This is a genomic window from Porphyromonas somerae, assembly GCF_022845615.1.
Lineage (GTDB): Bacteria > Bacteroidota > Bacteroidia > Bacteroidales > Porphyromonadaceae > Porphyromonas_A > Porphyromonas_A somerae.
This window is the reverse complement of the sequence record NZ_AP025559.1, coordinates 357996-372474: the sequence shown is the minus strand read 5'-3', so window position 1 is coordinate 372474 and position 14479 is coordinate 357996. Positions and strand designations below refer to the sequence as shown.

Sequence of the window (14479 nt, the reverse complement as noted above, 5' to 3'; positions counted from 1 at the left end):
AAACCGCACTAAAATGAGTTAAAAAGAGGTCGAAGCACCCCCTTTAATGGTTAAAATGGAGGTTTTGAAGTCGTGGAACATATTAGTGATGAACATTGGTTATCAGGCGATTAGGAAGATGAGAGAAGGGAAATAAGCGAAAATTGGGCGAAAAAGTGATTGGGAGAGTGTGTACTTTTTGTTTTTTATTCGGATAAATGTCCGTACCTTTGCAATGCAAATCAGATTATGCATCCCTCTGGCTCGAAAATAACCAAGGTGCAGAAGAATACCCCCGCCCTCCTACAGGTGGGGGTTTTTCTTGCAGAAACTCTGTAAGAAAGTTAGAGCCAGAGGTTATGCCTCTTTGGTAGGATCTCGTAGGAGAAAGGAGGTGTTTTTTTTATGCAGAAATCTGATTTGCAACCAGTGAGCGGAAAGAAGCTTGTCTTCTGTAAGTATATTGTACGCAACGGACGTAGGATTTATCCTAAGAACAGTAAGTGCTTTTGCTTCTATGTAGATGAGTGATTTTCTCTCCAGAGGAGGTGGTGTAGGAGCCACCTCCTCGCCTTTTGTGGGATTGGAGACTGCTCTATTTTTATGCGGGCTAGGGATTCTATTGATTAGAATTTTAATTGTTTAATAACAATTTCGATGATTTATGGTCGTTTTTTTTGATTGTCTGCAAGGTATTTCTACTAAATTAAGGGGAGAGATAAAAGAAGGAAGCCCCACCTATTTAGGCAGGGCTTGCGGGACCTTTTGGGCGTCCCAAAACTCCAATGTTTCGCAATGCAAAGGTACAAAATTAAGATGAAAAAGCCCCACCCTAGCTGTGATGCTAGGGCAGGGCAGTGTGTGTCGCTATATGTGCGTAATAAACGCATTTGGTGTTGCAAGCAGGATAGCGACGTAGCAGTGAAAGGGGAAAACCTCCTCCAACGTTTCGCAATGCAAAGGTAGGTAGATTTCACGGCATTGGCAAATAAGAGGAACAATATTAAGTGTCAAATCACACCGACTAAAACCACTTGCAAATTCGGTTATTGTCCCACTATTGTCCCACCATATTACGACTTATAGCACTAGGAGCAGATAGTACAATTCCCGTCGAGGCTACTTTCTTTGCTCCACTTGGTATCGCTAAGCTACCAAGTGGAGCTTTTTATTTTGACCAATGCAAAGGTACCATAATCAAATGATTACTGGCTTACTTAGGGTGGCTATATTTTCTGTAAGATTAAAAAATTTGAGACAATCAATCAGAGCGACGTTAGTCCAGAACAACTAGAAGCTCCATGTACCCTTATAATCACGATTTGCCTCTTGCGGTTACGGCAGATTATCAAGGACAAGAAAAAGCTATCTCTTGCTCAAAAAAAACCTCTATGTTAGTAGGGCAAAAGTTGAGATGCAACTAAGCAATCGGTTAGTTGCAACTAAGCAATTGCCGAGATGCAACAAAGCAAATGCTTAGTTGCATCTCGGCAAATGATTTTATATGACACTGAATTTCAATTAGTTATAAAACAGGTCTCTTTAACCCTATTTTAGCCTATTTTCCCACCTTATTTTCGCAGCTGGAAACCCTAAAACGGGAGTGTTCCTTGGGTGGTTAAAAAGGATTCGATACTGGATAATCCTCGAAAAGAAGAGACCTACGATAGGCGCCTCCAGGGGTTACGCATTAGGAAGGTCTTGCCGTAGGGCATTCATAGGTATGTCTATAGGGAAGGACCCCGGCTGAGGGGTCCGTGTTAAATAGGCACAGGTCAAGGCACGCAGTGCCGTAGACCTGTGTATAACGATGTGCAAAACATCCCTACGACCCCGGCTGAGGGGTCGGACAACCTTATCTAGGTCTGACCCCTCAGCCGGGGTCATTGAGGTAGGGAATATGCTCTTACACACAGGTCGTTCGGGGCTACGCCCCTCCGACCTGTGCCTATTTAACACGGACCTCTACCGAGGTCCTTTCCCCAATAATACTCCAATGAATGCCACACAGGCTTTTCTAATGCGTAACCCCTGTAGGCATCTCAGAAGTGTAAAACACTAAGCTCAATCGTAGTTATTACGGAATGTGGCAATAAATGGTTACATTTACAGAAATGTGAAATCCAACAACTAGAAAACTATAATCAAATCAATATATGAGTACACTTGACTTCGCATTGCGCCTATTAGCTGCCATTAGTGCGGGCTTTATCATCGGCTTTGAACGTGAATGGAGGAGCAAGTCAGCGGGATTACGAACCATCACCTTGGTAACCATCGGTGCATCTCTCTATGTGCTTCTCTCCATCATGATTACAGATGCCAAAGGAGGCGACGTATCGCGAATTATCGGACAAGTAGTCACAGGTATCGGCTTCCTTGGTGGTGGTATCATTTTTAAGGAAGGGGTGAGTGTGCGTGGACTCACTACGGCGGCTACCGTATGGTGTAGCTCCGCTATAGGTGCGCTAGCTGCAGGTGGCTTCTTTTACGAAACACTATTAGGCACCCTTGCCATCTTGGCAGTCAATATCATCCTTGTCCCTATGAATGACTTCATCCATTCACTGAGCCGGAAGTACGAAACCAAATCACACAGTAGCTACGAAGACGAATAATGCGGCTTTGGGAGAGGTGCATACCATGGCTAGAATCCACGCTGCAGACAAAACAGGAGAAATATTTCCCAGTATTTATATTTTTTGGTACCTTTGCAGTCGCAACTGCCTTAGCGAAGGCCTAGCCGAGTGCTAGAGCGTTGCAAGTGTTTAACTATTATATATTGAGTAGAGTTATGTACTTGAATTCGGAAAAGAAGCAAGAGATCTTCGAGAAGTACGGGAAGTCCAACACTGATACTGGTTCCGCTGAGAGCCAGATAGCATTGTTCTCATACCGTATCTCGCATTTGACTGAGCACATGAAGTCAAATAAAAAGGATCATAACACCTCCCGTGCACTCAAGATGTTGGTTGGTAAGCGTCGTCGCTTGCTCGACTACCTAATGGAGAAGGACATCGAGAGGTATCGTGCTATCATTAAGGAGCTAGGCATCCGCCGTTAATAGTAGCGACGCAAGATATTTCGGTAGTAATTTCGCCCATAGTTTTGTGGATTGAGAAATTATTAGTACCTTTGCCAACGCAAAGTTAACGAAGTGTCTTTGTAGAGACTAAAGCGGATTTTGCTTTTAGCTGGCCCATTCGTCTATCGGCTAGGACGCCAGATTCTCATTCTGGAAAGAGGAGTTCGATTCTCCTATGGGCTACAAGTTTTATAATTTTGAAGTAAGTAACTAAGAGATATGGCAAATCATAAGTCTGCGCTTAAAAGAGTAAGACAAAGCAGTACTAGGCGTGTTAGAAACCGTTATTACGGCAAGACGATGCGTAATGCTGTTCGTGACTTCCGCGCACTTACCGATGCTAGTGAGGCACAGAGCAAGTTGCCAGAGCTGAATTCGATTATTGATCGTCTAGCATCAAAGGGTAGAATTCACAAGAACAAAGCAGCAAACCTCAAGAGCTCTCTTGCACAGCATGTTAATACCCTAGCTGTCTAAACGCAGTAGAGTAAAGATTGAGGGCTAACTATGAGTAGCAAAATATTTTAGGTTTGGCCCATTCGTCTATCGGCTAGGACATCAGATTTTCATTCTGGAAAGAGGGGTTCGATTCCCCTATGGGCTACAAGAATACATCAATTGGATACATCCATTGACTAAGAACGCTTTTAATAGGATCTCTAACGAGGTCCTATTTTTTTGTACTAATACCCCAAGGAAAGATAAGTTTTGAGGTGGTCAATGGGATTGGCAGATGGGAGACAATTCCAGAAGTCGCCAAGGAGGGCGACACCTCCGAAGGGGATGCCGTGGAGTAGTGTCAACCTCTCTAGTGTGATACCACCAAGGGCTATCACCTTATCATCAATTATGGTGGATGTGCGTAACTGCTCAAGCGAGAATTGGGCAGGATAATCGGGCTTGGAGATACTATTGAATATAGGACTTAGAAAGAGATAGTCCATCTGCTCGTGGTACCGCTCCACCTCCTCTAGTGAGTGGCAAGAGATGGAGGCGGAAATCCCGATTGGTCGTTCAGTGAATGGATGGCGTCGGTTGAAATGTATCCCGCCAATTGGATATTCCTTAGCGAGCTGATGGTGATCATGCAATACTATTTTAGCTAAGGCTTCGGGAGAGAAGCTATCTAAAAAGGATTTGGTCTCCTCTATCGACCAATGGGGTCTCCTGAGGTGACAACGATAAAGCCCTACTTCAAGGGCTTCCGTGATGAGCTCCACCTCGCTTTCACAGGGCTCTTCTGGGGTAATAAGGATCACTTTCATAGTAATTAAAAGAGGTGTGCCACACCTAATAGAGAATGTTGCACGAAGTGCCATTCTCGCGTATTTGTCTCAAATGCGTTGAGACTTTGCACGAAGGATGAAATGCAAGGCGCTGAGGATGAGGCCGAAGGGAGCGTACTCGCGTACGTGACCTAGGCCGAATTCCGAAAGCAACGCAGCAGATCGCCTTCGTGCAACAGTCTCTTATAAAGGGTAGCACACCTCATAGAAAAGAGTGATTACTTCAATTGGTCAATGATTAGATTGGCTACTTTCTTACCGCTCATCAGCATACCTCCAAAGATAGGGCCCATACGTGGGGTACCATAAACAGCAGAAGAGGCCATACCGCAGACATAGAGGCCTGGGTAGATCTCTTTAGTCCCTTCGACTACCATCTTCTCGCCAGTTATCACGTCAAGTGATTGCTCACCTACCACACCACCAGTGCTAGTATTGAGAGTAGCTCCATTCTTCTTAGCCACTACCCGACAGATCTCGCTATCATGGCCAGTGCCATCGATCACATACTTGGCCATAATATTGAGGGGGTCTACGTGCATCCCTTCACGAAGTACGGGGGTCCAATTAACCACAACGCCACTGATCCTATTCTCCTTATACACCACATCCTCCACACTGTAGCAATTGAATATGCGTGCACCGGCATGTACTGCATTGTACAGAAGTGCCGCAGTGCTCTCTACAGAGTCCATGGTATAGAGTTTATCTTGGTATGGCTCATAATTGATGCCCATCTCCTTAATGATCTCAAGGGCTTCCTCTTGGATCACAATTTCATTGAACATCATTGCCCCACCCCACATACCACCACCGGGGGAGAGCTTGCGGTCGAATTGTGCTACCTTAAGCCCGGCCTTTGCCAGATAGTAAGCAGCGACAATGCCAGATGGACCTCCGCCAACAATGGCAACATCAAGGTCCAAACAATCATTTAACTTCTCGAAATAACGGGTGATAATCCCTTGAGATACTAGTTTCTCCATTTTTGTTTGTTATTTATTTTGGTTACACGCTTCATCAAGTGTTTGACTGATCCTCATAGCACAGAAATTTGGGCCGCACATAGTGCAGAAGTTCTTGTCCGTAGGATTGCTCTTTCTATAATACTCCTCGGCACGCTCTGGGTCTAGCGAAAGGTTGAATTGATCCTTCCATCTAAACTCATAGCGAGCAAGGCTCAGTGCATTATCACGTATGGGAGCTGCAGGATGCCTCTTGGCTAGGTCGGCCGCATGGGCAGCAATCTTATAGGTGACCACACCTGTGCGAACATCATCCTTATCGGGCAGACCGAGGTGCTCCATCGGTGTAACGTAGCAGAGCATAGCGGTGCCATACCAACCTATCATCGCTGCTCCAATAGCACTGGTAATATGGTCGTAAGCAGGTGCAATGTCGGTGACTAATGGGCCGAGTGTATAGAATGGTGCTCCATGGCACTTTTCAATCTGCCGAGTCATATTCTCCTCAATCTTGTGCATAGGCACGTGACCAGGACCTTCGATAAACACCTGCACATCCTTTGCCCAAGCTCTCTCTACCAGTTCGCCCATGGTATCCAATTCTGCAAATTGTGCTGCATCATTGGCATCGTAGGTAGAACCAGGTCGCAACCCGTCACCGAGGGAAAGTGCCACATCGTACTGGCGACAGATATCACAGATATCATCAAAGTGACTGTAAAGGAAACTCTCCTCTTGATGCACTTTGCACCACTTAGAGATGATACTACCTCCACGACTAACGATGCCTGTAAGTCGAGTATCCGCAAGATTGATATTCTTTAGTCGGATACCGCAGTGAATGGTGAAGTAATCTACTCCTTGCTCACACTGCTCTATCAAAGTCTCCTTGAACACCTCCCAAGAGAGGTCTTCCGCCTTTCCATTCACCTTTTCAAAAGCTTGGTACATAGGTACCGTGCCGACGGGAACTGGGCTATTCCTTAGGATCCATTCACGTGTCTCTGTGATATTCTTACCGGTAGACAAGTCCATAATGGTATCGGCACCCCACTTACAAGCCCATATTGCCTTCTCCACCTCCTTCTCCATATCAGAAGCCATAGGAGAGTTACCGATATTGGCATTGATCTTAACGAGAAAGTTGGTACCAATAATCATTGGCTCCGCCTCGGGGTGCTTGTGATTAGCGGGGATCACCGCCCGTCCACTTGCTACCTCAGAGCGAACAAATTCGGGCGTGATATGGCTCTCAACGCCCACCTCTTGGCACTTCATATTCTCCCGAATCGCCACATACTCCATCTCAGGAGTGATGATATTATTCTTGGCATAATAGAGCTGCGTCTTATCTCGCTTCATACTCCACTGCTCTCGAAGCCGTGGCAGACCCTTCTCTAGATCAATAGCTATTTCGGGATCACTATACGCCCCACTGGTATCATAGAGCACCACCGCTGGATTCTCACGCTTCGTACCATCCTTCGCCACTGTGGGCAACTGCTTTACCTCTCTCATCCCCACTTGTATCTCTGGGAATAGCTCACCAGGGACATATATTTTACTAGAGTTGGGATAGGTAATCTTTAGATTCTGTTTCATTAAGCTTGTATTATATTGATTAATTCCTCTGTCATCTCTTCAGGGTTATCGGCTTTTAATATGGTGCCACTGATGGCAATACCAGAAGCACCCGCCCGCATTAGGGCAGGGATATCCTCCTTCTCTATGCCACCGATAGCGACGACGGGTAGATGGATATCTGCCTCTCTCATCTGTTCAAAAAGCTTTTGATACCCCTCTAGCCCTAGTGTGGGAGCAAGTTTCTTCTTCGTTGTGGTAAAGCGATAAGGGCCACAGCCGATATAATTAGCACCACTCTCATAATGGAGTAAAACGTCCTCAAAAGTATTAGCGGTACCCCCAATAATCGCCTTCGGACCTAGTATCCTACGTGCCTCTACGATAGGCATATCTTTGAGGCCAAGGTGCACCCCATCTGCCCCTAACTCCTTCACCAGGTCTACATGGTCATCGATAATAAAAGTAGCAGAATACCTAGTACATAGACCTCTTACCACCCTTCCTACGGAAAGTAGCTCCTCACGGCTAGCCTCCTTCATTCGCAACTGAATCCAGCGACACCCTCCTTGGAGTGCCAGATACGCTCCCTCCACATAAGAGTAGTGCTCCGTTTCAGCCGTAATAAATTGCAAACCTTTCATCTCTTGATACTACTTTGAGGTTGGAAAAAGTGATCCACTGGGCCATGGCCTTTGCCAACAGCAACCATCCTACCAGAATTAAGTGCCTTGGAGAGATACTCCTTGCCCTGCTCAATGGCCTTTTCTAACGAAAGCCCACGAGCAATATAGGCAGTAATAGCGGCAGAAAGTGTGCAACCAGTACCATGCGTATTCATCGTGTCCACTCTCGACTTACTAAAGGTGGTCACGCCCTTATCGGTAAATAGGTAGTCCGTAGCTTCGGTATCGGCCGTATGTCCCCCCTTGATTAAGACGGCTTTAGTGCCCAGTGCCAAGAGATATTGACCCATCTCATAAAGAGCCGATTGAGAATCTATCTTCACTCCAGACAGCACCTCCGCCTCCATCAGATTGGGAGTAATGAGCGTTGACAAAGGGAGCAACCTTTGCTTTAGCACCTCCTCCGCCTCCTTACTTAGGAGACGATCACCACTTGTAGCAACCATTACAGGATCCACCACTAGCGGGATATCTACTTGCTTGAGGGCAGTAGCAACAGCCTCAATAATAGTGGTATCAAATAGCATCCCCGTCTTAATGGCAAGCGGTGGAATATCCTCCAAAACTGCTTGAAGCTGCAGAGCCACCATCTCTGCCGATATCGGTTGTACCCCCAATACCCCTTGAGTATTCTGGGCAGTCACCGCGGTAATTACCGACATAGCATAGCACCCGAGTGCCGACATCGTCTTAAGGTCAGCCTGAATGCCTGCCCCTCCAGAGCTATCGGAGCCAGCAATCGTAAGCGTTGGTATATACTTCACATTCATCATACAAAATAAAGTAACAGCCATAGAGTTGTCTCCTCGAAATGAGGTACACAACTCTATGGCTGTTACTCGTTAACTACAAGAGCCCCTACAGACTCTCTTACTCCCTACGGTAGCATTACCTACATCAGGTTCTACGGGTATAATCTCAGCTCACAAAGCAGTTGTGGCACCCCTTCGCTGGTCCTCTCTCCAGCTAATTCACTATTTCCACTTACAAACCTAGTCTATTTATTTGTAACTACCAAATATCATCCCCAAAAGGATGAATCACTGGCATTGATACGCGCTTCTCAGTGCCGGCTGGACGGATTAGCAGAGAGAAGCGACTACCGTCGCCTAGTATCCTATCCTCGGGCAATGGTGCCCCTTGTCCACAAGAATTACCGCCTAGTCCTGTAACCCCCAGATCCAAATGGATATGAGTGCCAGAGCTCTTAGGAAGTTGATGAGGGTGTGGTGCCAACATCAGCTCGAGCGCTGTCCAAGGGAGCACACTTGCAGACATCGTCCCCTCAGCGATAAAGGCAAGGCCATGGCCATTGGCATCGGTCACCTCCGTCCATCTTACCCCCTCACGATTGCCCATACTCTGAGGCTTAGAGAAGTGAACAAACTGCTCCGCTACACTGCTCTTGTATAGCCCTACGTGAGCACCTGTATCTCGGTCGTTATAATTATTAAGCGGACCACGACCATAATAAGTGAGCTGGTCAAACTGTGGTGCCATTGCCAATTCATAGCCCAATCGAGCCAGATTCACCCCCTTCTTATTAGAAGTGATATTGGCCGTAAGAGCTATAGAACCATCGGGATAGACCGTCCATACCTGAGTGGTGACAAACTTAAAGTCCTGCTCTCCCTCAAGGGTCTCCACCTCAAAACGTCCAGTATATCCGCCCTTCAGCTGATAACGATTCGGTGCCTGACTCTCCACCACATAGAGGATAGAGATAGAGCCATTCTGATTGCGATGAACCTCCTTACTCATCGCCTTATGCGATAAGTTGTGCAGACCATTTTCAATCCAGCCATCCCTAGCCCAGTTATCATTATCCACCGGTGCTCTAAAGGCCGAAAGGCGAGGTCCATTGCCAGCAGTAATCAGTGCCACACCATCATAAGTGTATTGCTCTATCGACCCCGTAGCGTCATCAAAAGAGAGCTCAAACTTATCCCCCTTGAGGGTACTTCCCTTGAGCTGTAGAGGCGATGCCCCAGCAGATAGGTCTGATAGCTGTAGATAGTGGTCTCGCTCCTTCAGAAGGAGTTGCTCCTCCATCTGCACAAAACCCGCTTTTGCCCACGGACGATCCTGCTTCAGACGAAGCTCGAAATTAAGGAAGAACTCCTCCGGCTGCTCCATCACTTGTGGACGATTAAAAGGTAGTTCGATAGTTGCCTTGCTCCGTGGCTGGATGGTAGGCATCGGCACCACCTTTTCGGCTACAGCCTCACCCTCACGCATCAACTTCACCACCAGCTCCAAATCATCTAGCGTCGTGAAGTACCGCTTATTAAAGATAGAGATCAGCCCCTTCCCCAAGTCCACCTCCTCGATAGCCACATTCTGGTACACCTTCTTCACCTCCTGATACTCCGGCTTCGGGGTAAGGTCGGGGAGCATCACCCCATTCATACAAAACATACCATCATTTGGCGTGTCTCCGAAGTCCCCACCATACGCCATATACCGCTCACCAGTAGTGGTATCGTAGGTGTAGATAGATTGATCTACCCAATCCCAAATGGCTGCTCCGCAGAAGAAGTTGGTACTCTCCATCGCCTCCCAATAGTCGGCCAAGTTACCCCCAGCATTACCCATACTGTGGGCATACTCACTGATATGGAAAGGGTATTTGATATCGTAGGTACCTTTTACCGCCTCCCTCGTCCATGCGATAGAGGGGTATTGATTAGAGCCCATATCCACGATGTTATTATTCCGCTCGTACTGAACAGGTCGGCTAGGATCAAATTGGTGTAGAGCCTCGTAAGCCGCCTTGAAGTTATCGCCAGGACCACCCTCATTACCCAGTGACCAAATAACAATTGAAGGCGAATTGACCGTCGCAGCCGCCATCTCCATCACCCTCGCCACATGCGCATCTCTAAATTCAGGCACATGCGAGAGCGACGCATCGCCATAGTAGTAGCCATGGCTCTCCACATTGGCTTCATTCTCTAGGTAAAGCCCATAGAGATCGCAGAGGTAATACCAAATAGGCGTATTGGGATAGTGCGAAAGCCGCACATGATTGATATTGCCCCTCTGCATCAAAGCGATCTCCTGTAGCATCCGCTCCTTAGAAATCGTCTGACCCGTCTCGGGATCCGTCTCATGTCGGTTCACCCCCTTCAGCTTCACCGTCTTACCATTCACATAAAAATACCTTCCGGCAAGACCAAATTCATCCTCCTCGGCAGGCGTCTCCTTGATCACCACCTCTCTAAATCCAGTGACGATAGAGGCGGTCTGCGTCACCTTTCCACGGCGATCCAAAAGCTCCACAATAAGCGTATAGAGATGAGGCTCCTCGGCACTCCAAAGGGCTGGCTCCTTGAGCTCCAACTTCCCCGTCACCATCTTGTATTCATTGGCCTTTACATTTGGCACATCAATAGCTATTGAGGCACCAGTGGGGTGATTGCTCTGCGAATAAAGATCATTCCGATAGAGTGTGTAGCGGAGTTGATACCCCTTCAAGCTCCTCTTGCTCTGATTGCGAAGCTCCGCCGTCAATTGCAACGCCCCCTCCTTATAATCATGGCTTAATGAGGGGATGGCAATCAAATCCCTAATATGTGCCTCGGGCTGAGCTGTGAGGTAAACCGAACGGAAAATGCCAGGAAGGCGGAACATATCTTGTGCCTCAAGAAACGATCCATCACTGCTACGATATACCTCCACCGCCACCTTATTCTCCCCCTTCACTAGATAGGGAGTAATATCAAAGGCAGCACGATTGCGTGAGTTTTTGCTAAAGCCTACATACTGCCCATTAATCCAAAGGTAAAAGAAGCTATCTACCCCATCGAAATTGAGCATCACCCGCTCCCCCTGCCAATCTTCGGGTAGCGTGAAGCTCCTCACGTACGAGCCCACCTCGTTACGATGCTTATAGGTGGTCCAAGTAGGGTCCGGCTCCCGCATCACCCCACCCTTCCAATCGCCTACCTTTACGGTATGATGAAAGATAAAAGGCTGATTGACATAGATCGGTGTACCATACTTCAGGGAGCCATCCTTTTGGATCCCCTCCACATTCCACGCACTCGGCACCTTGATATCATCCCATGTAGAAGTATCAAAGGTCGTTTTGTAAAACTCCATGGGCCGCTCCGAAGGGTTGCCCACCCAGTGAAACTTCCAGATCCCATCAAGGCTCTTGTAGTAGGCACTCTCCTCTGAAGGGAGGTAGGCACGAGCCCCCTCGTGGCTCTTAAAGTTAAAAAAGTAAGCCCTCGGCTGCTCCTTATTATAGCTCAGCTGAGTAGGCGACTCCCACTCACGCCCTGTAGGGCTTTTCATATTCCCATATTCAAAGCCCGCAATCTTGTGGAGCTGCTGGGCACCCACTTCTCCTCCACACATAGAAAGAGCAAGGAGTAGTAGGGCAAGCCTAGTCATTCGAATAGTCCGCATCATTCCTTTTTAATCCTTATACCCAACCGTTCCGTTTCACGTATCAAACAGTTTCGTTTCACGTATCAAATAGTTCCGTTTCATATATAAAAAGAAGTGGCAGGCATGCATCCACTGCACACCCACCACTTCTCCTAATGATCACATTATAGGCCAATATTATGGTCTATCCTTTCAAATTCTGCTTACTTAATAACGCCAAGTTCGCGACCCACCTTCTCAAAGGCAGCCACCGCTCTATCGATATGCTCAGGCTCGTGGGCAGCAGAGAGCTGTACACGGATACGTGCCTCGCCCTTTGGTACCACTGGATAGTAGAAACCAGTCACATAGATACCCTCCTCTAGCATACGTGCTGCAAACTTCTGGCTCAGTGGGGCATCGTAAAGCATCACAGCACAGATAGCACTCTGAGTAGGCTTGATATCAAAGCCCAGCTCTAGCATCTTGGTGCGGAAGTGCTCTACATTACTCATCAGCTTAGTGTGGAGGTCATCACTCTCCTCTAGCATCTTGAAGAGCTCGATACCAGCACCCACCACTGCAGGAGGTAGAGAGTTACTAAATAGATATGGACGGCTTCTCTGGCGAAGGAGCTCAATAATCTCCTTACGACCAGTGGTGAAACCACCTACCGCACCACCAAACGCCTTACCAAGGGTACCAGTGATGATATCAATGTGGCCGTAAAGGTCAAACTTCTCCGAAACACCTCTACCGGTCTTACCAACCACACCAGCGGAGTGGCACTCGTCGACCATCACAAGGGCATCGTACTTCTCAGCCAAAGCACAGATCTTATCCATAGGAGCCACATTACCGTCCATGGAGAAGACACCATCAGTCACGATGATACGGAAACGCTGTGCTTGAGCCTCTTTCAGACGCTCCTCTAGCTCCTTCATATCGCCATTGGCATAGCGGTAGCGCTTTGCTTTACATAGCCTTACACCATCAATAATAGAGGCGTGATTAAGACTATCACTAATTATGGCATCCTCATCCGTAAGAAGTGGCTCAAATACACCACCATTGGCATCAAAGCAAGCAGCATAAAGGATGGTATCCTCAGTGTGGAAGTAGCGACTGATCGCAGCCTCAAGCTCTTTGTGAATATCCATAGTACCGCAGATAAAGCGAACTGATGATAGTCCAAAACCACGTCTGTCCATTGCCTCCTTAGCGGCCTTAAGAAGTCGCTTGTTGTTGGAGAGCCCTAGGTAGTTATTGGCACAAAAGTTGAGCACCTTCTTGTGCTCCCCATTTTGATCCACAGTAATTTCTGCAAACTGCTCACTTGTAATGATGCGCTCCTCCTTGTAGAGACCAGCTTCTCTTGTCTCCTTTAGCTCTTTCTGAAGGTGTGCTTTGATAGATCCGTACATAATATTAATACTATTTTTATAGTTAGATGTGTGGTAATGAATACCTATTATTTTTCGTTCCCTCAAAGATACCTATTATTCTACAATTCACCTCAGCAACCACTCATATTTTTGTGATCGTAGAATCAAATTACTAGTGCAATTTACTTATAATTTTCCAACCAGACAGCCATTGAGGTCTTGTACTGATGTTTTTTCTGTTTATTGCATACGGCTTTTAATACCCATATAGGGGTATTGCCTGTTACCTTTGTATGGGTGTTGGAGCGCGCTCTTGTATGGGAAAGTTCAAACAATCTATATATGGTTTAGCACTCTCTTGTTGTTTTAATATTATACATTCTGCTATTTATCGCTACTATGGCTTGGCGTTTGTGTGCCACGTTTGTTGTTCTTTTTATTTTGACAACGCCCGATTTGGAGCACTACCGAAAATAATTATCTAAACTCTCTGGGGATATGTCTTTGCTGATTCTCCCATGACCACGTTGTGGCACGTTTGCTCGGGTCAAACCATTTGCAACCAGACTTTATCCAACTCTTTCTGTACTCCTTAATTGATTTCATAGTGCAATCTTCATTACCAAACTCAACACCACAACAAGGACATATTTCATAGGTTGGAGTTTTTTCGTCATCTCCCCATGGTTCAAACTCCAATCTATACCCACAGATTCTACAATATTCTTTTTCCATAATCGCTATTGATTTTTCCAATACTTAGCACCTTCTTTTGGCTTAAACAAAGTCCCGTAGATTCAAATTACTAGTGCAATTTACTTATTATTTTTCAACCAGACAGCCATTGGGGTCTTGTACTCAGGGGTTACGCATTAGGAAGTTTACGCCGTATGGTTTTTAGCGAGGTATCTATGAGTAAGGACCTCGGCAGAGATCCTTACGCCAATGAATGCCACACAGGCTTTTCTAATGCGTAACCCCTGCAATAAAAACGCAGGGGTTACGCATTAGAGGTATCTACTTAAGTTATAGTATTAATATGATTAGCTTGTACAGGACAGACGGGTAAGGACCTCGGAGAGGTCCGATTTGTTGTAGCCCCTGTGTCGGAGGGCGTAGCCCGAACGACCAGGGG

At 46.7% G+C, this 14479-nt stretch carries 11 protein-coding genes and 2 tRNA genes; 5 read left to right on the top strand and 8 right to left on the bottom strand.

What is annotated here, in order from left to right; all coding sequences use genetic code 11:
- Positions 1-2135: 2135 nt before the first annotated feature.
- The 5 genes from MWL85_RS01565 (at position 2136) to MWL85_RS01545 (ending at position 3668) form a co-directional block, all read left to right on the top strand.
- A complete protein-coding gene (locus MWL85_RS01565) occupies positions 2136-2597 on the top strand; it encodes an MgtC/SapB family protein (RefSeq protein WP_244401110.1) in 462 nt (153 codons plus the stop codon).
- Between the two features lie 176 nt (positions 2598-2773).
- Positions 2774-3043, top strand: a complete 270-nt coding sequence (rpsO, locus tag MWL85_RS01560; protein ID WP_018028866.1) for a 30S ribosomal protein S15 — start codon at positions 2774-2776, stop codon at positions 3041-3043.
- 132 nt (positions 3044-3175) lie between these two features.
- Positions 3176-3247: transfer RNA gene (locus MWL85_RS01555), tRNA-Glu, on the top strand.
- 36 nt (positions 3248-3283) lie between these two features.
- Positions 3284-3541, top strand: a complete 258-nt coding sequence (gene rpsT / locus MWL85_RS01550; protein ID WP_021903612.1) for a 30S ribosomal protein S20 — start codon at positions 3284-3286, stop codon at positions 3539-3541.
- A gap of 55 nt (positions 3542-3596) precedes the next feature.
- A tRNA-Glu gene (locus MWL85_RS01545) sits at positions 3597-3668 on the top strand.
- 79 nt (positions 3669-3747) lie between these two features.
- On the opposite strand, the gene MWL85_RS01540 is transcribed toward MWL85_RS01545, so the two are convergent.
- From MWL85_RS01540 to MWL85_RS01505, 8 genes are all read right to left on the bottom strand, one after another.
- Positions 3748-4329 carry a thiamine phosphate synthase gene (locus MWL85_RS01540; protein WP_244401108.1) on the bottom strand — a complete coding sequence of 194 codons (582 nt, stop codon included), beginning with the start codon at positions 4327-4329 and terminating at the stop codon, positions 3748-3750.
- A gap of 239 nt (positions 4330-4568) precedes the next feature.
- Entirely contained in the window at positions 4569-5336 is a 768-nt protein-coding gene (locus MWL85_RS01535; protein ID WP_018028297.1) for a sulfide-dependent adenosine diphosphate thiazole synthase, read from the bottom strand.
- 9 nt (positions 5337-5345) lie between these two features.
- Entirely contained in the window at positions 5346-6917 is a 1572-nt protein-coding gene (gene thiC, locus MWL85_RS01530; RefSeq protein WP_244401106.1) for a phosphomethylpyrimidine synthase ThiC, read from the bottom strand.
- Positions 6917-7540 carry a thiamine phosphate synthase gene (locus MWL85_RS01525; RefSeq protein ID WP_244401104.1) on the bottom strand — a complete coding sequence of 208 codons (624 nt, stop codon included), beginning with the start codon at positions 7538-7540 and terminating at the stop codon, positions 6917-6919. Before MWL85_RS01525 ends, thiC begins: the two co-directional genes overlap by 1 nt.
- Complete coding sequence (gene thiD / locus MWL85_RS01520; RefSeq protein ID WP_288946230.1) at positions 7537-8355, bottom strand: bifunctional hydroxymethylpyrimidine kinase/phosphomethylpyrimidine kinase; 819 nt, start codon at positions 8353-8355, stop codon at positions 7537-7539. Before thiD ends, MWL85_RS01525 begins: the two co-directional genes overlap by 4 nt.
- A gap of 238 nt (positions 8356-8593) precedes the next feature.
- The gene (locus MWL85_RS01515; RefSeq protein ID WP_449581073.1) at positions 8594-11983 is read right to left on the bottom strand and encodes a glycoside hydrolase family 2 TIM barrel-domain containing protein; all 3390 of its coding nucleotides are present in this window, start codon (positions 11981-11983) and stop codon (positions 8594-8596) included.
- Positions 11984-12183: 200 nt separating this feature from the next.
- Positions 12184-13383, bottom strand: a complete 1200-nt coding sequence (gene kbl / locus MWL85_RS01510; protein ID WP_244401098.1) for a glycine C-acetyltransferase — start codon at positions 13381-13383, stop codon at positions 12184-12186.
- A 438-nt stretch (positions 13384-13821) separates the two neighbouring features.
- Positions 13822-14079, bottom strand: coding sequence for a hypothetical protein (locus MWL85_RS01505; RefSeq protein WP_244401097.1), 258 nt, complete (start codon positions 14077-14079; stop codon positions 13822-13824).
- Between the last annotated feature and the right edge of the window lie 400 nt (positions 14080-14479).